Origin of the sequence: Xaviernesmea oryzae, from assembly GCF_900109605.1 — a bacterium.
GTDB lineage: Bacteria > Pseudomonadota > Alphaproteobacteria > Rhizobiales > Rhizobiaceae > Xaviernesmea > Xaviernesmea oryzae.
Window position 1 is genome coordinate 15,131 of the sequence record NZ_FOAM01000002.1, and the last position, 25,995, is coordinate 41,125.

Below are 25,995 nucleotides of genomic sequence, written 5' to 3' on the forward strand. Positions count from 1 at the left end.
TCCGCGCCGATGCGCGAACTCGCCGTAGTCCTTGCGTGGCTCGTGATCAGGGCACGATGCGGCGCGCCACCCAGGAATAGCTGTCGGAGACGTAGTGCACCGGCGCGGTCAGCACATCGCGAACCTGTTCCCGTCCGGGCAGCCGATTGCGGATGAAATCATAGGCGCGGGTAGGAATGGCCATCAGCCCGCTTCCCTCGGGGGGCGCAGGTGCGGGCTCGATCTGGTCGAGCGTGGTGCGTGCGTCGGTTTGGGCCGGCGCTTTGGGTTGGCCCGTCATCGGTGCTTCGGCCCTCGCCAGTGGCTTGGCGGCATCGGGCACAGGAAACTCAACCTGTGCGCCCTTTTCCGCCGGCTGCGGCAGGGCGCCCGGCAGGGTGGCGGCAACGCCTTCGCCCTGCTTTTCGCACATGGCGACAATGACCGGATATTTCACCTTGGTGAAACGCGGCAGCACAGCCTGCGAATGGCTGTCGCAGGCCGAAATGGAAGCCCAACTGCCTTTGACGGTTTCGACATAGTGGCAGGAGGTGACTGCATCGTCACAGCCGAGGATGGTCATGACGATCATGGCGCCCGAAATCATGGATGTCTCTCCGTCGCGGTAAGCCTTCGGCCTAAACCGCTCCTCTGTCCTAAATTAGGCGGCATCCAGGCCCCAAGGTAATTTGGCAGCCAGACTCGACTTCTGAGCTGTCCCCGACAACACTCTGACGAAGCCCCCTTTTTGAGCAATAGACGATGCCAAGCATCGGGCTTGCGCGCGCTGCCTGCTTGGGGCAGGAACAGGCAAAGGGCAAGCCGCCGCGCCTGTCGCCGCCTCATGGGACGGCTTCGGCATCCGCGACAAGTCTATGTAAAAACACATAAATATGAGGGTATATGGGATGACGGTCGAGATCGCGCAGGAGCCTCCACGCCAACAAGAGATCGAGGCGCTGCTGGCCCTTTCGGATGCTTATGCTGCTGCCCTCTATCCGGCCGAAAGCAATCATATGGTCGATCTCGCCAGCCTGGAAAAGCCGGAGGTCCGCTTCCTCGTTGCCCGGCATCAGGGCCGGATCGTCGGTTGCTGCGCCATGGTGGCGGCGGGCGATGGCACGGCGGAGATCAAGCGGATGTTCGTGCACGAAACGGCGCGCGGCCTGAAGATTGGCCGGCGGCTGCTCGACAGGCTGGTCGCGGACGCGCAGGCTGCTGGACTTGTGGCTTTGCGCCTGGAGACCGGTATCTACCAGCCCGAGGCCATTGCGCTCTATCGTTCGGCCGGCTTCGTCGATATCGAGCCTTTCGGCAACTACAGGCCCGATCCGCTGAGCCTCTTCATGGAGCGGCGCCTGGTTGGATGAGACGTCCGGCACTGCGCGGACGATGGGCGCGTGACGCGCTGTGCCTTTGGCGGCACGGCCCAGGCAAATCATGAGTGGCGCTGCCTGCTTTCGGCTTGGCGGGGGTGGCGATCCATGGCAGGAGGGGCCGCAGGATCGAGGGCGCCGGATGTCACACCGGCGCCTTGGAGACGCAATGGCATTGCCTCCGCCTGTCCCATCCGCTGACCGGGCATTTCAGCCAGGTCGCTCCGCATCCCGCCCGGCCCCTGCCATGGGAGATTGCCGATGCTGCGTCGGTTTTTCGCGTTCTATCGGCCCTATCGCGGCCTGTTCCTTCTCGATTTCAGCTGTGCCGTGCTTTCCGGCCTGCTGGAGCTTGGCTTTCCCATGGCGGTCAAGCTCTTCGTCGATGACCTCCTGCCATCCGGCGCCTGGCCGGTCATTCTGGCCGCCTCGGTCGGCCTTCTGATCATCTATGTGCTGAACACAGGACTGATGGCGACGGTGACCTATTGGGGCCATATGCTGGGCATCAATATCGAGACCGATATGCGCCGGCTTGCCTTCGAGCACGTGCAGAAGCTTTCCTTCCGCTATTTCGACAATGAAAAGACCGGCCATCTGATCGGCCGGCTAACCAAGGATCTCGAGGAGATCGGCGAGGTCGCCCATCACGGGCCGGAGGATCTGTTCATCGCCATCATGACCTTCATCGGCGCATTCCTGCTGATGCTGTCGGTCAACTGGAAGCTGGCGCTGCTGACGGCCGCTGTGGTGCCGGCGACAGCCTGGGTCACCAGCCGCTACGGCGGACGGATGACGCGCAATTTCCGCGCGCTCTACGGGCGGGTCGGCGATTTCAACGCCCGCATCGAGGAGAATGTCGGCGGCATCCGCGTCGTCCAGGCCTTCGCCAACGAGGCGCATGAAAAGGCACTGTTCGAAAAGGACAACCAGAACTATCGCCGCACCAAGCTGGAAGCCTACAAGATCATGGCCGCCTCCACCTCGCTCAGCTATATGAGCATGCGGCTGATCCAGATGATCGTGATGATCGCCGGCGCCTGGCTGGTGCTGCGCGGTGAGCTGTCGAATGGCGGCTTCGTCAGCTTCCTTCTGCTCGTCGGTGTCTTCTTCCGGCCGGTGGAAAAGATCAATTCGGTGATCGAGACCTATCCCAAAGGCATTGCCGGCTTTCGCCGCTTTACCGAACTGATGGAGACCGCGCCCGATATTGCCGATCGTCCGGGCGCGATCGCCGCGCCCACCCTGACTGGGCGCATCACCTATCGCGACGTGTCCTTTGGCTATGGCCCGCAGGCGCGCGTGCTTGAGCAGATCAACCTTGAGATCGAGCCGGGCGAGACCATCGCTTTTGTCGGGCCCTCCGGAGCGGGAAAATCGACGCTCTGCTCGCTGCTGCCGCGCTTTTATGACGTGACAGGCGGCGCGATCACCATCGACGGGATCGATATTCGCGACATGACGCTCGCCTCGCTGCGCAGCCAGATCGGCATCGTGCAGCAGGACGTCTTCCTCTTTGGCGGCACGATCCGCGAGAACATCGCCTATGGGCGGCTGGGCGCGAGCGAGGGGGAGATCCTGGACGCAGCCCGGCGCGCGCGGCTGGAAAGCGTGATCGCCGCCATGCCCGAGGGCTTGGATACGGTGATCGGCGAGCGCGGCGTCAAGCTGTCGGGCGGGCAGAAGCAGCGGCTCGCAATCGCCCGCATGTTCCTGAAGAATCCGGCGATCCTCATTCTCGACGAGGCAACGTCGGCGCTCGACACCGAGACGGAGCGGGCGATCCAGCAATCGCTGAACGAGCTGGCGCGCGGGCGGACCACCCTCATCATCGCCCACCGGCTTGCCACCATCCGCGATGCTGCGCGCATCGTCGTGGTCGATCGCGGCGGCATTGCCGAGGCAGGGCCGCATGGCGAACTCCTTGCCGCGCGTGGGCCTTACAGCCGGCTCTATGAGGCGCAGTTCGGCGGGGCGGCCTGACGCCTGTCACATATAAGCCGGGATACGATGTGTTTGAGGGCAGGGCGTTCTGAAACGAGGTGCTCAGAGCGCAATGGCCGGAAGACCAAGCCGGTCTGCCACAAGGTCGGCCAAGGCCAGGCTCGACGTCAGCCCCGGGCTCTCGATGCCGAAGAGCTGCACCAGCCCCGAAAGCCCATGCATTTCCGGTCCATCGACACGGAAGTCCGGCATCGGGCTGCCGGGTCCGTGCAGCTTCGGCCTGATGCCGGCATAGTCCGGCTGTAGCGCGCCCGATGGCAGCGCCGGCCAGTAGCGCCGGATCGCCGCTTCGAAGATGGGGAGGCGGGTGGGAGACACCTCCAGATCGTCCTCATGCTCCACCCACTCCACATCGGGGCCGAAGCGGCAGCGTCCCGCGAGGTCCAGCGTCGCGTGAATGCCGAGACCGGCGGCATCGGGCAGCGGATAGACGAGGCGCGAAAAGGGCTGGCGCCCGATCAGCGAGACATAATTGCCCTTGGCAAACCATTGGCGCGGCGCTTGGGCTGCCGGTTCGCCATGGATCGAAGCAGCCAGCCGTGGCGCGCCATGGCCGGCGGCATTGACGAGCAGGCGCGTTCGGATCTCGGTTGCGTCCGCACCGCCGGTGACGATGGTAAAGCCACCATCCTCCGGCCGCGCCTCGGCAACGGGCGCATGGAAGGCGACGGTGCCAGCGGCCTCTTCCAGATCGCCTTGCAGGGCCAGCATCAGGCCGTGCGTATCGATGATGCCGGTGGAGGGCGAGAGAAAGGCGGCATGACAGGCGAGCGCCGGTTCGAGCGCAGCCACCTCTTCCCGCGTCAGGCGCTGGAGGTCGTTGACGCCATTGGCTTTCGCCGTCGCCATGATCGCTTCCAGCTTGGCGACCTCGTCGGCGGTGGCGGCAAGAACCAACTTGCCGACCCGGCGCGCGCCGACGCCGCGCGCCTCGCAATAAGCATAGAGCCGTTCACGCCCTTCGCGGCAGAGACGCGCCTTCAGCGAGCCCGGCGGATAGTAGAGCCCTGCATGAATGACCTCGGAATTGCGCGAGGACGTGCCCATGCCGATCGCGCCTTCGCGCTCGATCACCAGCGTCTCCAGCCCTGCCAGAGCAAGCCGCCGGGCAATGGCCAGTCCGACGACGCCGGCTCCCACCACCACCGCATCGCAATCGAATGTCGTCATGCTCCCCCCTTTGGCGCCCGATTGCCCAGCGTCTTTTTTGTCCCGACGGCATGTGAAGCGTTGGGCCGGGCGTCGGAAGAGCCGCATTCCGGCTTACGATCCGGCACGCTCGCATCCTGTCCCCACGCATCGAAACGCTGCCCGGCCAGCCATTCGCTCGCAATTCTCTTGGCGGATGATGGCATGACCGCAATGAGTCGTTTCGATCCGTCCTATCCACACAGAGCCGTGCTGCATGCATAGTGCCGACTCGCACCTGGAGGATCTTCTAGCATGTCAAACGTGCTTGTGCCCGAACTCAGCGTACGCGATTGGCAGGCGAGCCTGCGCTTCTATTGCGAATGCCTCGGATTTTCCTGTCGCTACGCGCGTGAGGCGGAAGGCTTCGCATTTCTGGAGCGGGAGGGGGCGGCACTGATGATCGACCAGATCGGCCTGGGGCGGGATTTCGATGCCGGTCTCGCCGACCTTCGCGGCCCGCTCGGGCGTGGCGTCAATCTACAGATCCGAGCCACCGCGCTTGCCCCGATCTGCGTGGCGCTCGAGGCAAAGGGCGTCGCTTATATCGTCACGCCGGAGGAGCGCTGGTACGCGATTGGCGGCGGGATGGAAAGCGGGCAGCGTCAAGTCGTCATCGCCGATCCCGACGGCTACCTCCTGCGCTTATACGAGGAGCTTGGCGCGCGGCCGGCTATCGCGTGTCCTGATCTGCCGTCCCCATCCTGACGGCGGCGCGGCCCCGCATGTATTTCTGCAATCGCTTCCAGCGAGAGCCGTCAGATATCCAGATTGTCAGCGAAGGCGGCGCGCTCCTGGATGAAGCGGAAGCGGGCGTCGGCCTTGGTGCCCATGAGATTGTCCACCGCCTCGCGCGTGCCTTCGAAATCGATCTCGTCGATCGCGACCTTCAGCAGCGTGCGATGCGCGGGGTCCATAGTGGTTTCCTTGAGCTGGGCCGGCATCATTTCGCCCAAGCCCTTGAACCGCCCGATATCGACCTTGGCCTTGCCCTTGAATTCGCGCTTCAGAAGCTCGACGCGATGCGCATCGTCCCGGGCATACAGCGTTTTCGATCCTTGGGTCAGGCGGTAGAGCGGCGGCACGGCGAGATAGAGATGGCCCCCACGCACCAGCTCCGGCATCTCCTGATAGAAGAAGGTGATCAGCAGCGAAGCGATATGCGCGCCGTCGACATCGGCATCGGTCATGATGATCACGCGGTCATAGCGCAGATCTTCCTGACGGTATTTCGACCGTGTGCCGCAGCCAAGCGCCTGCACGAGATCGGCGAGCTGCTGATTGGCCGAAAGTTTTTCGCGACCGGCGCTGGCGACGTTGAGGATCTTGCCGCGCAAGGGAAGGATGGCCTGGTTGGCGCGGTTGCGCGCCTGCTTGGCGGAGCCGCCGGCCGAATCGCCTTCGACCAGGAACAGTTCCGCGCCCTCGGCGGTGTTCTGTGTGCAATCGGCCAGCTTGCCCGGCAGGCGCAGTTTGCGCACCGCGCTCTTGCGGTTGACTTCCTTTTCCTTGCGCCGGCGCAGCCGCTCTTCGGCACGCTCGATCACCCAGTCGAGCAGCTTGGCAGCTTCGGCCGGATTGCCCGCGAGATAATGATCGAAAGGATCGCGGATCGCATTTTCGACAATGCGCTGCGCCTCGACGGTGGCCAGCTTGTCCTTGGTCTGTCCGACGAATTCCGGTTCGCGAATGAAGATCGAAAGCATGCCGACGGCGGAGATCATCACGTCGTCGGTGGTGATCGCGGCCGCGCGCTTGTTCTGCGTCAGCTCGGCATAGGCCTTCAGCCCCTTGGTCAGGGCGATGCGAAAGCCCGCCTCATGCGTACCGCCCTCGGCGGTGGGAATCGTGTTGCAATAGGAATGCAGCTGCGGATCGCCACCATACCAGGTCACCGCCCATTCCAGCGAGCCATGGCCGCCGGGACGCTCGGTCTTGCCGGAGAAGATCTCCCGCGTAACGGTGAATTCCTTGCCCAGCGTGGCGGCCAGATAGTCCTTCAGCCCGCCGGGGAAATGGAAGACGGCCTTTTCCGGAATATCGGTGCCGGCGACAAGCGCGCCATCGCAGGACCAGCGGATCTCTACCCCACCGAACAGATAGGCCTTGGAGCGTGCCATGCGGAAGATTCGGCCAGGGTCGAACTTGGCGGCTGGGCCGAAGATTTGGTGATCGGGGCGGAAGCGCACGCGTGTGCCGCGCCGGTTCTGCACGTCGCCCAGCTCTTCCAGCCCGCCGAGCGGCAGCCCTCGCGAAAAGCGCTGGCGGTAGAGCTTGCGGTTGCGCGCGACCTCCACCTCGACCAGATCCGACAGCGCATTGACGACGGAGATGCCGACGCCATGCAGGCCACCTGAGGTCTCATAGGCCTTGCCGTCGAATTTGCCGCCCGCATGCAGCACGGTCATGATCACTTCGAGCGTCGATTTGCCGGGCACCTGCGGATGGTTTTCCACAGGAATACCGCGACCGTTGTCGGTGACCGTCAGGAAACCCTCGGCATCCAGATGCACGTCGATGAAATTCGCGTGGCCGGCCACGGCCTCGTCCATCGAATTGTCGATGACTTCGGCGAAGAGATGGTGCAAAGCCTTCTCGTCCGTCCCGCCGATGTACATGCCCGGCCGCATACGCACCGGCTCCAGCCCTTCCAGAACCCGGATGGCCGAGGCGCCGTAGTCCTCGCCATCGCCCGACTTGACGGGCGGCAGGGACGGCGCAGCCTTTGGAGGCGCTGCCGATGCTGGGGCAGGGTGCGGCGTTGCGGCCGGCTGGGCGGCGGCCGCGGGCTCTTGCGCCGGCTGAGCGGCCGCCTTCGAGGCCGCGCGGGGCGCGGACGCAGACGGTGTCATGCGCGAGAAGAGATCTTTGCTGTCGTCCATGGAACTCGTCGGATCGTGTTTTAGGAAAAGGCGTCGCAAGTCTTGCGACGGACGGGTCGGAATGGCAAGACCCGGATCAAAAGAGGAACATTTCTTTATGTCCGTGTCCACAATTCCCGCTCGCGTCAAGCGCTTTCTCCTGGCGGTGATGCTTTTCGGCAGCGCTTGGCCGGCTGCCGCCGAGCTGGTCGGCCCCTACAAGGACGCGCTTTTTGCCTATCCGGCGCTGGTCGATTCTAAGGACGGTGGCGATTTTCGCACGGTGGATTATCAGGAAATGCGCGACATCAACGGCCGCGACGACATTCCCGAACGCCGGGTCAAGCGGGCCTATGTCTCGCTGGGCGTCAAGAGTGCGCAGGCATTCGAAACCGTGACGGAAGGCGGACGCGCGGTGGATGTGGTGCGCGTCGGCCGGGCCAAGGGCGCGGCCTTTACGGTGATCTTCGTTCACGGCCGCGGCGGCGACCGGCGGCTCGGCGCCAATGACTATACGTTCGGCGGCAATTTCAATCGGCTCAAGAACCTCGCGGTCGAAGGGCGGGGCGTCTATTATGCGGCCAGCATCAAGTCGTTTGACGAGAATGGCGTGGCCGATATCGCGGCGCTGATCCACCATGCCGCTTTGGCCTCGCCCGGCCGACCGGTCATTCTCTCCTGTGCGTCGATGGGGAGCTTCATCTGCTGGGGCATCACGCGCGACAAGCAGGCGGTCTCCGAACTGCAGGGCATGATGATCATGGGCGGACCGGCCGATCCCGCCTTTTTCAAGAGTGCGGCGCATGCGGCGCGGCTGCCCATGTTCTTCAGCCATGGCAGCGCCGATTCGGTCTATCCCGCCGATGCGCAGATCGCGCTCTATCGGCAGCTGAAGACGGCCGGCTATCCCACCCGCTTCGTGCTCTTTCGCTCCGGCACGCATGGCACGCCGGTGCGGATGACCGACTGGCGCGAAACGCTGAACTGGCTGGATGCACGCTGAGGCAGCCGGAGCCGCTTTGGGCGAGGGTACCCGTCCGCTGCTTTTCGCTCTGCATCCACGCCGAAGGGAAAGGCAGGAGGCCTTAACCACATCGGCCTGACCTTCATTAACCACCCGAGCCGGTTGCAGACCCCACGACCGCGCTCGTTTGCTATTTGGAAAGCGGGCTGGTTGAATGGTGCGTGGAAATGTTAGCGGGGACATACGAAATGGATGTTCGCACCGAATCCCGGCATATTCCTCTATGCGTCGACCTGGACGGGACGCTGCTTGCCACGGATACGCTGTGGGAAGGCATCGCGGTCGTGCTGATGCGCAATCCATTTCTCGTCTTCCATCTTCTCTACTGGCTGAGCCGGGGCAAGGGCCGGCTGAAGCATGAAATTGCCGCTCGCACGGGACGCTGCGCCAAGGACTGGCCCTATCGCGAGGCTGTGCTGCGTCGCCTGGAGCGCGAACGCGAAAGCGGGCGCCAGATCGTCCTGGTCACCGGCGCGGCGGAATCCATTGCGCGCGATGTCTCCGACCACACCGGCCTCTTCACCGCCATTCTCCATTCATCGAACGATCACAATCTGACGCGCAACAGGAAGCGCGATGCCCTGGTCGCCCGCTATGGCGAGGCCGGATTCGACTATATGGGCAACTGCGCCGACGACGTGCCAGTCTTCAAGGCGGCGCGCCGGGCGATCGTCGTGGCGCCCGATGGCCCGGCCGAGCGCTGGCGCCGCCGCCATGATGCCGAGCGTCTGGATCTCGGGCCGCAAAGCGCCATTGCCGCGCTGAAATGCATACGCATGCATCAATGGGCCAAGAACGTACTGATCGGCGTGCCGATGGTGCTCAATCACGACATTCTGCACATCGATGCGGTGATCAACACGATCCTGGCCTTTTTTGCCTTCAGCTTCCTGGCCTCGGCCGTTTACATCATCAACGATCTCTCCGACCTCACCAACGACCGGAACCATCCCAAGAAGCGCTACCGGCCCCTGGCGAGCGGGCAGATCTCGGTGCCCATGGCGCTCAGTTTGGCGCTCTGCCTGGTGCTGGCCTCGCTCAGCCTCTCGGCCCTGCTGCCGATCGAGTTTGCCGGCACGCTGGCGATCTATGTCGTGGCGACGACGGCCTATACCTTCGTGCTGAAGCGCAAGCTTCTGGTGGATGTCTTCACCCTGGCCGGCCTCTATACCATGCGGATCGCCGCCGGCTCGGCCGCGACCCAGACCGATCTGTCCTTCTGGCTTCTGGCCTTTTCGATCTTCTTCTTCCTGAGCCTGGCGCTGGTGAAGCGCTATGTCGAGCTCGACGAGCACGTGGCCCGGGCCGAGGACGTGCTGGTTCCCGGGCGCGGCTATCGCCCGGTGGATTTCGAAATGGTGGGGCAGGCGGGCGTCGCCTCGGCCTTCACCTCCGCCCTCGTGCTGGCGCTCTATGTGCACAGCAAGGAGATGATGGAAATGTATGCGCTACCCTGGGCGCTCTGGCCGCTTTGCCCGCTTGTGCTTTATATGCAGCTGCGGATCTGGATGCTGGCGCGCCGGCGCATGCTGCATGAGGATCCTGTGGTTTTCATCATGCGCGACTGGCGCAGTCTGGTGATTATGTCGATCGGCGCCATGCTCATTCTCGCCGGCGCCCTGGGGCCGCGATGAGCGAGGCGTTCGACAGCTGGGGGCGTCTCGATACGCATCCACGCACTGCCATCTCGGTGGATGCCTATGAGGAGGCGATGCCTTCGGCGGCGCCCGGCGCCTATCTGCCCTTCGGCAATGGCCGTTCCTACGGCGACAGTTGCCACAATGATCGGGGCAGTCTGATCGACAACCGTCCGCGCGCCCGCATCCTGTCTTTCGACCCCGGCACAGGGATCCTGCGCTGCGAGGCCGGCGTGACCCTGCGACAGGTTCTGGAGCGGGCGGTTTCGCACCGATTTTTCCTGCCGGTCACGCCGGGCACTGCCTTCGTCACCGTCGGCGGCGCGCTGGCCAATGATGTTCATGGCAAAAACCATCATAGCCGGGGCACATTCGGCCATCACGTCCTGTCCTTCACAGTGCTGCGTTCCGATGGCGAGCCGCGAGTGTGTTCGGCGCACGACCATGCCGATCTTTTCCGCGCCACCATCGGCGGCATGGGACTGACGGGGCTGGTGACCGACGTTACGCTGAAACTGATGAAGGTGCCGTCGCCCCATATTCAGCAGCATGCGATCCGCTTCGACCGGCTCGATGCCTATTTCGCGATGATCGGCCGCGTCGATGCCGAACATGAATATTCGGTGGCCTGGATCGACCAGCTGGCGACCGGCCGGTCTGCCGGTCGCGGTGTTCTGCTTGCCGGCGATCATGCCGATGGCGCCTGCGAATTCCCCGACGTGCCCAAGGGGCTAAAGCTGGCCGTGCCCTTTCGCCCGCCTGTCAGCCTGCTGAACCGGCTGACGCTGAAAGCGTTCAACGAAGCCTATTTTCGCAAGGAGAAGCCAGGCGAAACCATCGCGACGGTGAAATGGCCGGGCTATTTCTACCCGCTGGATGCCATTCGCGACTGGAACCGTCTCTATGGCCGCAAGGGTCTTTATCAGCATCAATCCGTTTATCCCGAGGACAATGCGCCGGAGATCACCGCCAGGCTGATGGAGACGGCCCGGGAGGCCGGTCACGGCTCTTTCCTCACCGTGCTCAAGCGCTTCGGCGGTCAGCCTTCGCCGGGGCTTCTCACCTTTGCGCGGCCAGGCTTCACGCTGACCTTGGATTTCGCCAACCAGGGCGCAGCGACATTGAGGCTGCTGGACAGGCTGGACGAGATCGTGATGGCGGCCGGCGGTGCGATCAACCCCTATAAGGACGCCCGCATGCGACCCGACGTCTTTGCCGCATCCTTTCCGCACTGGCGTGCGCTGGAGGCACTGCGCGATCCGGCTCTGGTGTCGGATTTCTGGCGACGCACCGCGCTCAGCCTCAGCCATTAAGCATGTCGCGCTGTGGCTGCCTGCAGCGCGCCGATTTCGTGTATAAGCCGGTGACTACGCAGGTCCGTCAAGATGGACGCCGCCCGATCTTAAGATTTGGTCAAGCCTGAGTCGAAGTATTAGCCAAGCCTTACCAGTTTTTGAGATTTGACGCGTAAGACGGGCCGAGAAAAAGAGGCATTGCGATGAAATATATTCCCTTCATCCTGTTTACCGTCCTGACCAATGCGGCGGCGCAGCTGATGCTGAAGCAGGGCATGCTGTCGCTGGGACCGCTGACCTTTACGGCGGAGACGGCGGTGGCGCGGATCTTCCAGGTCCTGTTCAACCCCTGGGTCTTTGCCGGACTGGTCACTTTCGCCATCTCGATGATCTCGCATCTCTTCGTCCTGTCCAAGGTGGAGCTTTCCTTCGCCTATCCCTTCTTGAGCCTGGCTTATGTGGCCGTGGCGGTCTTCGCCTATTTCGTCTTCCGCGAAGATCTCAACGCCTGGCGCATTGCCGGCATCGCCCTCATCTGCGTCGGCACCTTCTTCATTGCCCAGTCGGGCCGGTCTTCCGAGAGCCACGCGCCGGAGGCCGCCGCCAAGGGTACCTCGACAGAGACCAAAGATATCAGGAGCGCAGCATGAACCACATCATCTTCGGAGGCGATGGCTTCGTCGGCCGCCATCTGGCGGAGAAGCTGATCGCCGATGGCGAAAACGTCGTGATCGCCGATATCGTCAAGTCCGATCTGCCGCTCTACCAGCGCGCGCGCTTCGTCCGCTGCGACGTCACCGATCCCGCCCAGGTCAAGGCCGTCGGCATCGCGCCCGACGACATGGTCTACAACATGGCGGCCAAGATGCTCTCACCCTTGCAGGTACGCGCCAAGCGCTGGGCCTTCTTCTGGCCGGTCAATTATTACGGCGCCGAGAACATCATGAAGGCCATTTCGGAAGCGGGCTGCACCCGTCTGGTCCAGTTCACCACCGATATGATCTATGGCCACACGGTTCAGTCGCCACAGGCCGAGGATCATCCGGCCGCGCCGCTCGGCGAATACGGCAAGTCCAAATGGGCGACCGAACAGCTGGCCTTCGACTGGCGCAAGAAGGGGCTTGATATCACCATCTTCCGTCCGCGGCTGATCATCGGGCCGGGCCGGCTGGGCATTCTGGAAAAGCTGTTCAAGCTGATCGACATGAACCTTCCCGTGCCGATGATCGGCTCGGGCAAGGTGCCCTATCAGTTCATCTCGGTGTTTGATTGCGCCGATGCCGCCTATCTCGCCTGGAAGGGCGGCGTGCCCAATGCCGAGTACAATCTCGGCTCCGACAATCCGCCTTCCGTGCGCAAGCTGCTCGGCGATCTGATCAAGCACACGGGCTCGCGCTCCGTCCTGGTGCCGACGCCGGCTTTTGCGGTGAAGAAGACGCTGGCGTTCTTCGACCTGATCAATCTGCCGATCATGGATCCCGAACAGTATCTCATCGCCGATGAAATGTGCGTGCGCGAGACTGGCAAGCTCAAGCGCGAACTCGGCTGGGTTCCGCGCTATCAGGACGGGGCCATGCTGATTGCCGCCTATGACGAATATCGCGCCAAGAAGGCGGGCCAGGCAAATGCCGCCGGCGCCACCGTGGCGGCCGAATAGGCCGAAAGAGAGAGGGACGCCGCCATGCTCGACCTGAAGACCCGCCGCGCCGAAGCGCAGCCCGAAAGCGGCGCCGGACCGACGGCGCCCGCCATTCCCCATCCGCAGCTCCTGAGCGTGGCCGATGCCAAAGCCATGAGCCTTGCGGATATGAACGGCCTGTTCAAGGATCACATCAATCCGGGTCAGCTGCATTTCATGAAGCTGCTCGGCTTCAACAAGATCAAGGTCGAGCGTGCCGAGGGCATGTATTACATCGACCAGAACGGCCGGAAGATCCTGGATTTCTTCGGCGGCTTCGGTTCGCTCGCCGTCGGACACAATCATCCGCGCCTGATCGCAGAGCGCAAGGCTTTCCAGGAGGAGGGCCGGCACGAGATCGCCATCGCCTTCATGTCGCAATATGCGGCGGCTCTGGCGAAGAATCTCGCGGCGATTTCGCCTGGCGATCTCGACATGGTCTTTCTCGGCTCCACGGGCTCGGAAGCCATGGAGGCGGCGATCAAGGTGGCCGAGCGGGCAGTGGGGCCAAAGCGGCCGAAAATCGTCTATGCCGAGAATTCCTTCCACGGCAAGACCAAGGGCGTGTTGTCGATCACCGACAGCCCGCTTTACCGAGGCGAGTTCCGCCTGGTGGATCGAAACGTCCGCGTGCCGTTCGGCGATATCGACGCGATCCGTAATGCTTTCGAAAGCGATCCGGAGATCGGCGTCATCGTGCTCGAAACCATCCAGGGCGGCGGCGGCATCATCACAGCGCCGCCGGAATTCTGGCAGGAGCTGCGTCTGCTCTGCGACAAGCACGGTGTGATCTGGGTGGCCGACGAAGTACAGTGCGGCGTCGGCCGCTCCGGCCGCTTCTATGCCTTCGAGCATGCCGGCGTCGTGCCCGACGTGACCGCGCTCGCCAAGTCGCTCGGAGGCGGCAAGACGGCCATGGCGGCGATGATCGCACGGCGCGAGATCTACATGAAGGCCTATGGCTCGCCAAAGACGGCGATGATCCATGCGCAGGCGACCTTTGGCGGCATCGGCGAGGCCTGCATCACCGCCATCGAAGCGCTGAACATCCTCTATGACGAGAACCTGATCGAGAATTCCGCCGTCCAGGGCGCTTATCTTCTCAGCCGCCTTCAGGCGCTGCAGGCGAAATATCCGAAGATCATCAAGGAGGTGCGCGGGCAAGGCCTGATGATCGGACTGGAATTCCAGGATTTCAGCCAGACGTTGCCGCTGGTGCTGCGCCCCGTCGTCTCCGTGCTCGACGACAAGCTCAAGGGCTCGCTCTCCGGCTTCATCGGCGCGCTGCTCCTGCGCGACTATGCAACGCTGGTGGCCTTCACCGAATATAACCGCAACGTGATCCGCCTGGAGCCACCGCTGATCTGCGGGCGCGAGCATGTCGACCAGTTCGTGGAATCGCTGGACGATCTGCTCGGTCGGGGGATCATCCGCATCGTCAAGGACTTCGTCGGATCGCAGATCGGCTGATCTAGCGGACGGGCTTCTGCTCGAAAGCCGAGCCGGCGTCTGAGGATAAGGGAGGGAGAGTGGGCTGGCGCCTTGAGTGGCGCCGGCCCATTTTCTTTGAGCGAAGTATCATCGATTTAAATCTCTGCGAACCGATTTAATCGCGATGTACTGTCTCGCCCAAAGAGCTTTTGCATTGCAATATCGTCCCGTCCCGACAAGGGATGAGCACAAGACAACACGGGAAAATGCGTTGAAATTTCCGGGAAAGAGACATGCTGCACCGCAGAGCAAAGGAGGGATAAACTTGGTCGGCAAACCTTGGGCGCTTCCTTTTCGGCAGGCCTTCTGTTAGGTGCAAAACATATTGAGGATCAGGTGGAGGAATGGCGTGATGACACCGGACGTGCGGCCGATGGTGGCGGGAAACTGGAAGATGAACGGGCTGCGCTCGGCGCTCGACCAGATCAAGGCGATTGCCGATGGCCTGGATGGGCCGCTTTCGCAAAAGGTCGATGCCGTTCTCTGCCCGCCGGCGACGTTGCTCTATGTGGCCACAGCTCTGGCTGAAGATTCGCCGCTGAAGATCGGCGCTCAGGATTGTCATCACCACAATAGCGGCGCCTATACGGGCGATGTGTCGGCCGAAATGATCGCCGATCTGTTCGCGACCCATGTGATCGTCGGCCATTCCGAGCGGCGCAAGGATCACGCCGAAAGCGATGAACTGGTTTTGGCCAAGGCGCAGGCCGCGCTTGGCGTCGGGCTGCAGGCGATCATCTGCGTCGGCGAAACCCAGGCCGAGCGGGATGCAGGACAGACGCTCGACGTGCTGGCACGCCAGATTGCCGGATCGGTGCCGGAAGGCGCGAGCGCCGGCAACACGATCATCGCCTATGAGCCGGTTTGGGCGATCGGCACCGGACTGACGCCCACGGCGGCCGATATCGCCGTGGCACACGACTTCCTGCGCAGCCGCCTGCATGAGCGCGTCGGCAGCGAGGCAGCGCAGATGCGCATCCTCTATGGCGGCTCGGTCAAGCCTTCCAACGCGCGCGAAATTCTGGGTATTGCCCATGTCGATGGCGTGCTGGTCGGCGGCGCCAGCTTGAAGGCGGAGGATTTCCTTGCCATCTACAAAACCTATGAGGGTCTGGTCGATCTCGCAGACGCGGCGTGAGCCGAAACCCTGCTGATTGAGGGGATGAAGCACCGGGTCACTTCAGGCTTCGGTGACGATTAGCCGGACCGATTTGGCCGATAGGGCTTGGAAAGGGTGGCCCCATGGTATATGGAGCCGCCCGATGATTGACGTTTGGCCAGACGGCCGGAATCTTGGAAGAACATGCAGACCATCTTGCTCGTGATCTATCTCATGGTCGTCCTGGCGCTGATTGGCGTCGTGCTGATCCAGCGCTCTGAAGGCGGCGGCCTTGGCATCGGCGGCGGTTCGGGCTTCATGTCCGCCCGCGGTGCGGCCAACGCCTTGACGCGCACCACGGCGATCTTGGCGACGCTGTTCTTCGTGCTGGCGCTGGCCATGGGCATCCTCGCCCGCTACCAGCCGACCGCAACCGACGTTCTCGACCGTATTCCCGGCACGACCGGGACCGGCAATGGCGTACTCGACTCGCTCGGGCCGAATGGCCAGGCGCCTGCCAGCCAGGCTCCGGGAACGACGGCTCCGGCCACCCAGGCTCCGGCAGGACAGGCGGCACCAACGCAGCCGGGCCAGCCCGCCACGGGCGTGCCGCAGGGTGAGGCGCCAGTCCAGCCTTCGGCTCCCGCCAGCACCGCCCCGGCCGCTCCGGCCACGGGCAACGCACCGGCGGCTCCGGCCGCCACCCCGCCGGCAACGAATTCCGGCGTACCCAGCGGGCAGTAAGGCTCAGGCCCGATGAACCGACCGGCGGGATGCGAAAGTGCCCGCCGGTTTTCTTTTGTGGGAGCTTTCGCAGCCCTGTTGCGACCTTGGGTCTCGCGTGACAGAGCATGCCCAGGCGAAGCGTGATCGTTTCGACGGCGGGTAATCGCTCCGATCAGGAGCCTGGCGCATTTCCCAGGAAATGCCCTTTCGTCGAGCATCCTTGCTCAAAGCCCGTTGCCAGCGGTCTGGCGGGGCGAAGGGGCCGCGCGCAGGACGCGGAAGCTCGAAGACAACGAAAAACGCCGCATCGCGGCGTTTTCCCGTTTTTCAGGTGGTGGAATCAGACGTGAAAAGGTATCCGGTTAAGCCCATGGCGCGATATGTCTTCATCACTGGCGGCGTGGTTTCTTCCCTTGGTAAGGGAATCGCGGCCGCTGCTCTCGGCGCGTTGCTGCAGGCTCGGGGATACCGGGTGCGGCTGCGCAAGCTCGACCCCTATCTCAATGTCGATCCCGGCACGATGAGCCCGACCCAGCACGGCGAGGTCTTCGTGACCGACGACGGTGCGGAGACGGATCTCGATCTCGGTCATTACGAGCGCTTCACTGGCCGCTCCGCGACCAAGACCGATAACATCACCACCGGTCGGATCTACAAGAACATCATCGACAAGGAGCGGCGCGGCGATTATCTCGGCGCCACCGTCCAGGTCATCCCGCACGTCACGAACGAGATCAAGGCTTTCGTCACTGAAGGCAATGACGACTATGATTTCGTGATCTGCGAGATCGGCGGCACGGTCGGCGATATCGAAGCGATGCCCTTCATGGAGGCGATCCGCCAGCTCGGCAACGATCTGCCGCGCGGCACGGCCATCTACGTGCATCTGACGCTGATGCCCTATATCCCGGCCGCAGGCGAGTTGAAGACAAAGCCGACCCAGCATTCGGTCAAGGAGTTGCAGGCGCTCGGCATTCATCCCGACATCCTGCTTGTGCGCGCCGATCGCGAGATTCCCGAGGCCGAGCGGCGCAAGCTGTCGCTGTTTTGCAATGTGCGTCCATCGGCCGTTATTCAGGCGCTCGATGTTGCCTCGATCTACGACGTGCCGATTGCCTATCACCGGGAAGGGCTCGATTCGGAGGTGCTTGCCGCCTTCGGCATCGAGCCGGCGCCCAAGCCGCGCATGGATGCCTGGGAAGACGTCGCCGACCGCATCCGCACGCCGGAGGGCGAGGTGACCATTGCCATCGTTGGCAAATATACCGGCCTGAAGGATGCCTATAAGTCGCTGATCGAAGCGCTCTACCACGGCGGCATCGCCAACCGGGTGAAGGTGAAGCTCGAATGGATCGAGTCCGAGGTCTTCGAGAAGGAAGACGCGGCGCCCTATCTTGAAAAGGTTCACGGTATTCTCGTGCCGGGCGGCTTCGGCGAGCGCGGCTCCGAGGGCAAGATCAATGCGGCCCGCTTTGCCCGCGAACGCAAGGTGCCGTATTTCGGCATTTGCTTCGGCATGCAGATGGCCGTTGTTGAAGCCGCGCGCAATCTTGCCGGTATCGAAAAGGCCTCGTCCACCGAATTCGGTCCGACGGACGAACCCGTCGTTGGCCTGATGACCGAGTGGATCAAGGGCAATGCGCTGCAAAAGCGAACCGCGGCCGGCGATCTGGGCGGCACCATGCGTCTCGGCGCCTATCAGGCAAGCCTGAAGAAGGACAGCAAGATCGCCGAAATCTATGGATCGAGCGCCATCTCCGAGCGTCACCGCCACCGCTATGAAGTGAACATCGACTACAGGGACCGGCTGGAATCCTGCGGCTTGGTTTTCGCCGGCATGTCGCCGGATGGCGTCTTGCCGGAGACGGTCGAATATCCCGACCATCCCTGGTTCATCGGCGTACAGTATCACCCGGAACTCAAGAGCCGGCCTTTCGATCCGCATCCGCTCTTTGCCAGCTTCGTCGAGGCGGCCTTGGAGCAGAGCCGGCTGGTCTGATCACGAGCGCGGACTGTCGCGACCTGTTTTGTAAACGGGCTCCTCCTGATCGAGGGGCCCGTTTTCTTTTTGCAGGCAGCATGCGTGCCGCTCCACCCATCCCATCTCGGGACCTGCTCAAAACCTTCCCTTAATCTTTACCGTCTATTCATATCTCGACCACGAGAGATGTGAGCGATGCGTATTGTGTTGATCGTCGTGCTGCTGGCCTTGACCGGCTGTGCGACCGCTCCCAGAAATATCAGCAATGCCTGCGCGATCTTCCAGCAGCGCGACGGGCTGTTCAACAATTGGGAGCGTTCCGCACGCTCGGCCTCGCGCGAATATGGCGTGCCCGTGCCGATTCTCATGGCCACCATCTATGTCGAGTCGGGCTTCCGTCCTTATGCCCGCCCGCCGCGCCGCTATATTCTCGGCTTCATTCCCTGGGGTCGCGTCTCCTCGGCCTATGGCTACTCGCAGGCGCTGGATGGTACCTGGGACCACTACCGCCGCGCGACCGGGCGCTGGAGCGCACGCCGCACCAATTTCTCCGACGCCGTTCACTTCGTCGCCTGGTACCACAACTACAATCACCAGCAGAACGGCATCGCGCTCAACGATCCCTATAATCTTTACCTGGCCTATTATTCCGGCCATGCCGGCTACGCGCGCGGCACGTGGCGCAACGATCCGGGCGTGCGCAACGCCGCCGCCAAGGCGACCAGTATCGCCCGCAACTATTCCAAGCAGCTGCGCAGCTGCCGCTGAGATCAGGTCCTCCAGTTCGCGCCTGGCGGGCGCTTGATGCCTGTCACCCCGCTTTCGCGGCGAAGAGCATGACCGTGTGCTTCCCAAGCGCCTGGTTCAGGCGCTCGGCCAAGATGGCCTTGAATTGTTCAGCCGAAGATGCCAAGCACCTGATGCAGCGCCGCGGAGGCTATCGCCACATGGCACGAGGCCTGGCCGGCTAAAGATCGGACCTTCAAGCCGGCCGCGCAGCCGCCGATGCGCCCGGCCGCGAGGCTGAGCCCAAAAGCAGGGCAAGAGCGAGAGGACGAGGATCATGGCATCAGCACCGGCGACGACAGCCCAGGCCCGCCGGCTCGATCATCTCGTTCTGCCGGTGGAGATGCTGGACATCGCGCGCGTCCGCCTGCAGGCGCTGGGCTTCACCGTCGCGGCCGATGCGCTGCATCCCTTCGGCACTGAAAATGCCTGCATCTTCTTTGCAGATGGAACCTATCTTGAGCCCCTGGCCATCGCCTCGCGCGAGGACTGCGAAGCCGCGGCGCGCACCGGCAATGTCTTCGTCGCGCGCGACCAGGCTTTCCGCTTCCGCAGGGGACCAGAAGGACTGTCCGCGCTTGTGGTTGCCTCCGACAATGCCGAGGCCGATCACGCGCGCTTCGTCGCCAATGGGATCAGCGGCGGCCAGACGCTCGATTTCTCCCGCGTGATGCGCCTGCCTGACGGCAGCGAGGGGACCGGCAGCTTTCGCTTGGCCTTTGCCGCCGATCTGCGCGCGCCCGATCTGTTCTTCTTCGCCTGTCAGCGGCTGCAGGCGCTGCCATCCGACCGTGCGGCGCTGGAGCGTCACGCCAATGGCGTGACCGGCATTGCCCGCGTTGTGCTGACGGAAGACAATCCCAGCGACTTTCAATATCTCCTGCAGGAGGTGTTCGAGCAGCGCGCCATTGCCGCCCATTCCTTCGGCGTGGACATCGAAGCGGCCAATGCCGCCATATCCGTGCTGACACCCGAGGCGGTGCAGGCCTTTTTCGGCGAGGCGGGCCGCGCGGATGGCGAGCGGGGACTGCGCGGCTTTGCCGTGGTCTTTCGCGTCGCCAGCCGCGCCGCGCTTCAAGCTTTTCTGGTGGCCCAAGGCGTGGCTTTCCGCCTTGTCGGGCCTCTGGTCGTCGTCCCGCCCGCGCCGGGCCAGGGCGTTCTTTTTGCCTTCGGAGAATGAAGATGCAGCCCAATTCAACCGTAAACGCCGGCGCAGGAGCAAAGGCCGTTACCTTTTCCAATAGCCAGCCCCTCTCGCTGATCGCCGGCCCCTGCCAGATGGAAAGCCGCGATCATGCCTTCATGATCGCCGGCACGCTGAGCGAACTCTGCGCCAAGCTGGGGATCGGCCTCGTCTATAAATCCTCTTTCGACAAGGCCAACCGCACCTCGATCTCCGGTAAGCGCGGCATCGGGCTCGACAAGGCGATGGAGATCTTCGCCGATCTCAAGGCGGAATTCGGCTTTCCCGTGCTCACCGATATTCACACGGAAGAGCAATGCGCTGTGGTCGCCGAGACGGTCGACGTGCTGCAGATCCCGGCGTTCCTGTCGCGCCAGACCGATCTTTTGATCGCCGCCGCCAAAACCGGCCGGGTGATCAATGTCAAGAAGGGGCAGTTCCTGGCACCTTGGGACATGAAGAACGTGCTGGCGAAATTCACCGAAAGCGGCAATCCGAATGTGCTCCTGTGCGAGCGCGGTGCCTCCTTCGGCTATAACACGCTCGTCTCCGATATGCGCTCCTTGCCGATCATGGCTTCGCTCGGTGCGCCCGTGGTTTTCGATGCCACCCATTCCGTGCAGCAGCCGGGCGGGCAGGGCGGTTCTTCCGGCGGCCAGCGGGAGTTCGTGGAAACGCTGGCGCGCGCGGCAGTGGCCGTCGGCGTGGCCGGCGTCTTCATCGAAACCCACGAGGACCCCGACCATGCGCCCTCCGACGGGCCGAACATGGTGCATCTGAAGGACATGCCGCGTCTTCTCGAAACGCTGATGGCCTTCGACGCGGTCGCCAAGCGCTGATCCCTCATGCCGGTCGGCAGCGCCGGCCAGCTTCGCCTTCATCCGCGCGTCATCAAAGACGTGCCACCTCACCGCTGGCCTTCGCCGGCAAATCACCGCCTGAAATCAACAGGCTTCAATCAGGAAAGAGATCCATGACCGCAATCATCGATATCGTCGGACGCGAAATTCTCGACAGCCGCGGCAATCCCACCGTTGAAGTCGATGTCTATCTGGAAGATGGCAGCTTCGGCCGCGCCGCCGTTCCCTCGGGCGCCTCGACCGGCGCGCATGAGGCCGTCGAACTGCGCGACGGCGGCTCGCGCTATCTCGGCAAGGGCGTCGAGCGCGCCGTCGAGGCCGTCAATGGCGAGATCTTCGAAGCCGTCGGCGGTCTCGATGCCGAAGACCAGATCCATGTCGACGAGACGATGATCGAACTCGACGGCACGCCGAACAAGGCCCGCCTCGGCGCCAATGCCATTCTCGGCGTATCGCTCGCCGTCGCCAAGGCGGCTGCAGAATCCTCTGGCCTGCCGCTCTATCGCTATGTCGGTGGCCCGAACGCCCGCGTGCTGCCCGTGCCGATGATGAACATCATCAATGGCGGCGCCCATGCCGACAACCCGATCGACTTCCAGGAATTCATGATCGTGCCGGTGGGCGCCGAAACCATCCGCGACGCCGTGCGGATGGGCTCGGAAGTCTTCCACACGCTGAAGAAGCAGCTGGCCGCTGATGGCCACAACACCAATGTCGGCGATGAAGGCGGCTTTGCGCCAGGTCTCGCTTCCGCTCCGGCAGCGCTCGATTTCATCATGTCCTCGATCGAAAAGGCTGGCTACAAACCGGGCGAAGACATGTTCATCGCGCTCGATTGCGCTTCGACCGAATTCTTCAAGGACGGCAAATACGTTCTCGAAGGTGAAGGCCGCACGCTGGAGCCGGAAGCCATGGCCGACTACCTGGCCGAGCTGGCCGGCAAGTACCCGATCTTCTCGATCGAAGACGGCATGGCCGAGGATGACTGGAACGGCTGGAAGCTTTTGACCGACAAGATCGGCTCGAAGGTTCAGCTGGTCGGCGACGATCTGTTCGTCACCAATTCCGCCCGTCTGCGCGATGGTATCAAGATGGGCGTCGCCAATTCGATCCTCGTCAAGGTCAACCAGATCGGCTCGCTCTCCGAAACGCTCGATGCCGTCGAGACCGCGCACAAGGCCCGCTACAGCGCCGTCATGTCGCACCGTTCGGGCGAAACCGAGGACTCGACCATCGCCGACCTCGCCGTTGCCACCAATTGCGGGCAGATCAAGACCGGCTCGCTCGCGCGCTCGGACCGCACCGCCAAGTATAACCAGCTGATCCGCATCGAAGAACAGCTGGGCCCGCAGGCCCGCTATGCCGGCCGTTCGATCCTCAAGGGTTGATCAGGCGGTCAGGGGCGGGCTCTCTGCCCGTCCCGACCACCTCAATACCAAGCCGGCGGTGATCTCTCCCGCCGGCTTTTTGCTGCCCGGACAGTCCGTTGGTTGGCGAAGAGGGAAAGAGCCACGCGTTCGTCATGGTCAACGCTCGGTTAATCTCTGCCGCTTACAGTCTGCTCGACACCATGGGGCCTGATGCCCGACTGTCGAAAGGTGTTGCGTAGGACAGCATGGCTATGTGGACCAAACATCACAAGAAGCGCTATCTCGGCCGGCTCGTCATGCCGGCGATCACCGCAGTCTTCCTGACCTATTTCGGCTATCATTCCGTCCATGGCGAATTTGGCCTGAAGGCGACGGAGCGCTTCGACGCGCAACTGATCGACCGCAAGGCGCGGCTGGCAACCCTGGTCGAAAAGCGCGCCATGATCGAAAAGGAAGTCGCGCTGCTGAGCGACGGATCGCTGGAGCGCGACATGCTAGACGAAAAGGCGCGCTTCGCGCTGAACATGTCTCGGCCTGACGAGATCGTCATTTTCCACTGAAGAGCGAGTTAACCTCTTTCTGGTTAATCGAGCAAAAATCATACATTTCAATTGTTTACTTTGATCCAAGACTTGAATCAAAGCCATTGCTGTTCGCTAAAACTTTGCCTATTGTGCGCGCGGATCCTTATCCGACCGGATGGGGCGCTGCATGTCTCCAGGACGTGCGGGCTTTGAAGCTCTTGTCGGTGTCGCGGTCCATCCGCCTGCCGGTTTTCAGGAGGCGAGCCTCGCATGGCCTTGCGGGCGGACGGGACAGGTCCGGCCTTGCAAGGGACGACTGGTCCGCCGGCTTTCCTTCTTCCTTCGTGCGCGATAGGGTGGTGGTAAAGACTTTGGCGAGCTGCTGCGCCGGTTGCCGGGTTCCGATCGGGTAAGGCTCTCTCACGGCAAACCACAAGGGAGGATTGCATGGCTCCGCGAAATACCGCGTCCGTATCCAGCCGCAAGACAGGTTCAAAAGGCATCGAAGACTTTGCGCCCGGCGCGATCGTGGAATTCGACCGCGACGACGAGCTGAAGGCCTATCGCGAGATGCTGCTCATCCGCCGTTTCGAGGAAAAAGCCGGCCAGCTCTATGGCATGGGCTTCATCGGCGGCTTCTGTCACCTCTATATCGGCCAGGAGGCCGTGGTGGTCGGCATGCAGCTGGCGCTGAAGGAAGGCGACCAGGTCATCACCGGCTATCGCGACCACGGCCACATGCTGGCCTGCGGCATGAGCGCGCGCGGCGTGATGGCGGAGCTGACCGGGCGCCGGGGCGGCCTGTCCAAGGGCAAGGGCGGCTCGATGCACATGTTCTCCAAGGAGAAGCATTTCTACGGCGGCCACGGCATCGTCGGCGCCCAGGTGTCGCTCGGCACCGGGCTTGCCTTCGCCAACCGCTATCGCGGCAATGACAATGTCTCTCTCGCCTATTTCGGCGACGGCGCGGCCAATCAGGGCCAGGTCTATGAGAGCTTCAACATGGCTGCCCTTTGGAAGCTGCCGGTGATCTACATCATCGAAAACAACCGCTACGCCATGGGCACCTCGGTCGCCCGCGCTTCGGCCGGCGTCGACTTCTCCAAGCGCGGCAGCGCCATCGGCATCCCCGGTTTCCAGGTGGATGGCATGGACGTGCGCGCCGTGAAGGCCGCAGGCGAGGCCGCCGTTGCCCATTGCCGCGAAGGCAAGGGCCCGATCATCCTGGAAATGCAGACCTACCGCTATCGCGGCCATTCCATGTCCGACCCGGCGAAGTATCGCTCCAAGGACGAAGTGCAGAAGATGCGCTCCGAGCATGACCCGATCGAGCAGGTGAAGGCCCGTCTCCTGGAGAAGGGCTGGGCCAGCGAGGACGAGCTCAAGGCAATCGACAAGGATGTGCGCGACATCGTCGCCGACAGCGCCGATTTCGCCCAGGCCGATCCGGAGCCGGATGTATCCGAGCTCTACACCGACATCCTGCTTTGATCCGACGAGGACGACATCATGCCTGTTGAAATTTTGATGCCCGCTCTGTCCCCGACGATGGAGGAGGGCACGCTCTCCAAGTGGCTGAAGAACGAAGGTGACAAGGTCACATCCGGTGACGTGATCGCCGAGATCGAGACCGACAAGGCGACCATGGAAGTCGAGGCCGTCGACGAAGGCGTCATCGGCAAGATCCTGGTGGCTGCCGGCACCGAGAATGTGAAGGTGAACACGGCAATCGCCGTGCTGCTGCAGGACGGCGAGAGCGCCGATGCCGCCGCGCCGAAGGCGGATGCGCCCAAGGCTGACGCCGAGACGCCGGCCGCGACCGCCGACAACACCGGCGGCAAGGCCCGTGAAGCGGCTGCGGAAACGCCCGTCGCCGCCAAGGTGCCTGCCGCGCCTAAGGTCGACGTCGCCGCCGATCCGGATATTCCGGCTGGCACCGAAATGGTGCCGACCACCGTGCGCGAAGCTCTACGCGACGCCATGGCTGAGGAAATGCGCCGCGATCCCGACGTCTTCGTCATGGGTGAGGAAGTCGCCGAATATCAGGGCGCCTACAAGATCACCCAGGGGCTGCTGCAGGAATTCGGCGACCGCCGCGTCGTCGACACGCCGATCACCGAGCACGGCTTTGCCGGTGTCGGCGTCGGCGCGGCCATGGCCGGCCTGAAGCCGATCGTCGAGTTCATGACCTTCAACTTCGCCATGCAGGCGATCGACCAGATCATCAATTCGGCCGCCAAGACGCTCTATATGTCCGGCGGCCAGATGGGCGCACCGATCGTTTTCCGTGGTCCGAATGGTGCAGCTGCCCGCGTCGGCGCTCAGCACAGCCAGGACTATGCCGCCTGGTACAGCCAGATCCCGGGCCTGAAGGTCATCCAGCCTTATACGGCTGCCGATGCCAAGGGCCTTTTGAAGGCCGCGATCCGCGACCCGAACCCGATCATCTTCCTGGAAAACGAAATCCTCTACGGTCAGACCTTCGACGTGCCGAAGCTCGACGATTTCGTTCTGCCGATCGGCAAGGCGCGCGTTCACCGCAAGGGTAGCGACGTCACCATCGTCTCCTGGGGCATCGGCATGACCTATGTGGTCAAGGCGCTGGCCGAGCTGGAGAAGGACGGCATCGACGCCGAGGTGATCGACCTGCGCACGATCCGCCCGATGGATCTGCCGACTGTGGTCGAATCGGTGAAGAAGACCGGCCGCCTGGTGACGGTGGAAGAAGGCTATCCGCAGTCTTCCGTCGGCGATTTTATCGCCAACCGCGTCCAGCAAGAAGCCTTCGACTATCTCGATGCGCCTGTGATCACCATTGCTGGCAAGGATGTGCCGATGCCCTATGCCGCCAATCTGGAAAAGCTGGCTCTGCCGAATGTCGGCGAAGTCGTCCAGGCGGTGAAGGCTGTCTGCTACAAATAACGGGGAGGGCA

Annotated in this window: 22 protein-coding genes; 19 read left to right on the top strand and 3 right to left on the bottom strand. The window is 63.1% G+C overall.

Annotated elements, in window-relative coordinates; translation table 11 throughout:
* Window positions 1-46: 46 nt before the first annotated feature.
* Entirely contained in the window at window positions 47-586 is a 540-nt protein-coding gene (locus BMX61_RS01825) for a hypothetical protein (RefSeq protein ID WP_075627849.1), read from the bottom strand.
* A gap of 301 nt (window positions 587-887) precedes the next feature.
* Here BMX61_RS01825 and BMX61_RS01830 point away from each other — a divergent pair, with 301 nt between their 5' ends.
* Both BMX61_RS01830 and BMX61_RS01835 read left to right on the top strand, forming a co-directional pair.
* Window positions 888-1,349 carry a GNAT family N-acetyltransferase gene (locus BMX61_RS01830; protein WP_075627848.1) on the top strand — a complete coding sequence of 154 codons (462 nt, stop codon included), beginning with the start codon at window positions 888-890 and terminating at the stop codon, window positions 1,347-1,349.
* 267 nt (window positions 1,350-1,616) lie between these two features.
* The gene (locus BMX61_RS01835; protein WP_075627847.1) at window positions 1,617-3,338 is read left to right on the top strand and encodes an ABC transporter ATP-binding protein; all 1,722 of its coding nucleotides are present in this window, start codon (window positions 1,617-1,619) and stop codon (window positions 3,336-3,338) included.
* A gap of 63 nt (window positions 3,339-3,401) precedes the next feature.
* Here BMX61_RS01835 and BMX61_RS01840 read toward each other — a convergent pair whose 3' ends face one another.
* Window positions 3,402-4,529: an NAD(P)/FAD-dependent oxidoreductase gene (locus BMX61_RS01840; RefSeq protein ID WP_075627846.1), complete on the bottom strand. Its 1,128-nt coding sequence runs from the start codon at window positions 4,527-4,529 to the stop codon at window positions 3,402-3,404.
* 273 nt (window positions 4,530-4,802) lie between these two features.
* Here BMX61_RS01840 and BMX61_RS01845 point away from each other — a divergent pair, with 273 nt between their 5' ends.
* Entirely contained in the window at window positions 4,803-5,255 is a 453-nt protein-coding gene (locus BMX61_RS01845) for a bleomycin resistance protein (RefSeq protein WP_075627845.1), read from the top strand.
* Between the two features lie 50 nt (window positions 5,256-5,305).
* On the opposite strand, the gene parE is transcribed toward BMX61_RS01845, so the two are convergent.
* Window positions 5,306-7,429: a DNA topoisomerase IV subunit B gene (gene parE / locus BMX61_RS01850; protein ID WP_075627844.1), complete on the bottom strand. Its 2,124-nt coding sequence runs from the start codon at window positions 7,427-7,429 to the stop codon at window positions 5,306-5,308.
* 97 nt (window positions 7,430-7,526) lie between these two features.
* Between parE and BMX61_RS01855 the strand changes: the two genes are divergently transcribed.
* From BMX61_RS01855 to BMX61_RS01930, 16 genes are all read left to right on the top strand, one after another.
* A complete protein-coding gene (locus BMX61_RS01855; RefSeq protein WP_075627843.1) occupies window positions 7,527-8,411 on the top strand; it encodes an alpha/beta hydrolase in 885 nt (294 codons plus the stop codon).
* 209 nt (window positions 8,412-8,620) lie between these two features.
* Window positions 8,621-10,066, top strand: coding sequence for a UbiA family prenyltransferase (locus BMX61_RS01860; RefSeq protein WP_075627842.1), 1,446 nt, complete (start codon window positions 8,621-8,623; stop codon window positions 10,064-10,066).
* Window positions 10,063-11,382: an FAD-binding oxidoreductase gene (locus tag BMX61_RS01865; protein WP_075627841.1), complete on the top strand. Its 1,320-nt coding sequence runs from the start codon at window positions 10,063-10,065 to the stop codon at window positions 11,380-11,382. Before BMX61_RS01860 ends, BMX61_RS01865 begins: the two co-directional genes overlap by 4 nt.
* A 185-nt stretch (window positions 11,383-11,567) precedes the next feature.
* Entirely contained in the window at window positions 11,568-12,014 is a 447-nt protein-coding gene (locus tag BMX61_RS01870; RefSeq protein ID WP_075627840.1) for a DMT family transporter, read from the top strand.
* Window positions 12,011-13,021 (top strand): NAD-dependent epimerase/dehydratase family protein, encoded by a 1,011-nt coding sequence (locus tag BMX61_RS01875; protein WP_075627839.1) that lies wholly within the window; start codon window positions 12,011-12,013, stop codon window positions 13,019-13,021. Before BMX61_RS01870 ends, BMX61_RS01875 begins: the two co-directional genes overlap by 4 nt.
* A gap of 135 nt (window positions 13,022-13,156) precedes the next feature.
* Window positions 13,157-14,512 carry an aspartate aminotransferase family protein gene (locus BMX61_RS01880; protein WP_234794585.1) on the top strand — a complete coding sequence of 452 codons (1,356 nt, stop codon included), beginning with the start codon at window positions 13,157-13,159 and terminating at the stop codon, window positions 14,510-14,512.
* 373 nt (window positions 14,513-14,885) lie between these two features.
* Window positions 14,886-15,671 (top strand): triose-phosphate isomerase, encoded by a 786-nt coding sequence (gene tpiA, locus BMX61_RS01885; protein WP_075627837.1) that lies wholly within the window; start codon window positions 14,886-14,888, stop codon window positions 15,669-15,671.
* 165 nt (window positions 15,672-15,836) lie between these two features.
* Window positions 15,837-16,376, top strand: a complete 540-nt coding sequence (secG, locus tag BMX61_RS01890) for a preprotein translocase subunit SecG (protein WP_075627836.1) — start codon at window positions 15,837-15,839, stop codon at window positions 16,374-16,376.
* A 352-nt stretch (window positions 16,377-16,728) separates the two neighbouring features.
* The gene (locus BMX61_RS01895) at window positions 16,729-18,357 is read left to right on the top strand and encodes a CTP synthase (RefSeq protein ID WP_075627835.1); all 1,629 of its coding nucleotides are present in this window, start codon (window positions 16,729-16,731) and stop codon (window positions 18,355-18,357) included.
* A gap of 177 nt (window positions 18,358-18,534) precedes the next feature.
* Entirely contained in the window at window positions 18,535-19,107 is a 573-nt protein-coding gene (locus tag BMX61_RS01900) for a transglycosylase SLT domain-containing protein (protein WP_075627834.1), read from the top strand.
* Between the two features lie 295 nt (window positions 19,108-19,402).
* Entirely contained in the window at window positions 19,403-20,305 is a 903-nt protein-coding gene (locus BMX61_RS01905) for a VOC family protein (protein ID WP_075627833.1), read from the top strand.
* Between the two features lie 2 nt (window positions 20,306-20,307).
* A complete protein-coding gene (kdsA, locus tag BMX61_RS01910) occupies window positions 20,308-21,147 on the top strand; it encodes a 3-deoxy-8-phosphooctulonate synthase (protein ID WP_092742235.1) in 840 nt (279 codons plus the stop codon).
* A 134-nt stretch (window positions 21,148-21,281) separates the two neighbouring features.
* Window positions 21,282-22,556, top strand: a complete 1,275-nt coding sequence (gene eno / locus BMX61_RS01915; protein WP_075627831.1) for a phosphopyruvate hydratase — start codon at window positions 21,282-21,284, stop codon at window positions 22,554-22,556.
* A gap of 233 nt (window positions 22,557-22,789) precedes the next feature.
* Window positions 22,790-23,098: an FtsB family cell division protein gene (locus BMX61_RS01920; RefSeq protein WP_075627830.1), complete on the top strand. Its 309-nt coding sequence runs from the start codon at window positions 22,790-22,792 to the stop codon at window positions 23,096-23,098.
* A gap of 411 nt (window positions 23,099-23,509) precedes the next feature.
* Complete coding sequence (pdhA, locus tag BMX61_RS01925; RefSeq protein ID WP_075627829.1) at window positions 23,510-24,553, top strand: pyruvate dehydrogenase (acetyl-transferring) E1 component subunit alpha; 1,044 nt, start codon at window positions 23,510-23,512, stop codon at window positions 24,551-24,553.
* A gap of 18 nt (window positions 24,554-24,571) precedes the next feature.
* On the top strand, window positions 24,572-25,984 hold the full coding sequence (locus BMX61_RS01930; RefSeq protein WP_075627828.1) for a pyruvate dehydrogenase complex E1 component subunit beta: 1,413 nt from the start codon (window positions 24,572-24,574) through the stop codon (window positions 25,982-25,984).
* Window positions 25,985-25,995: the final 11 nt, after the last annotated feature.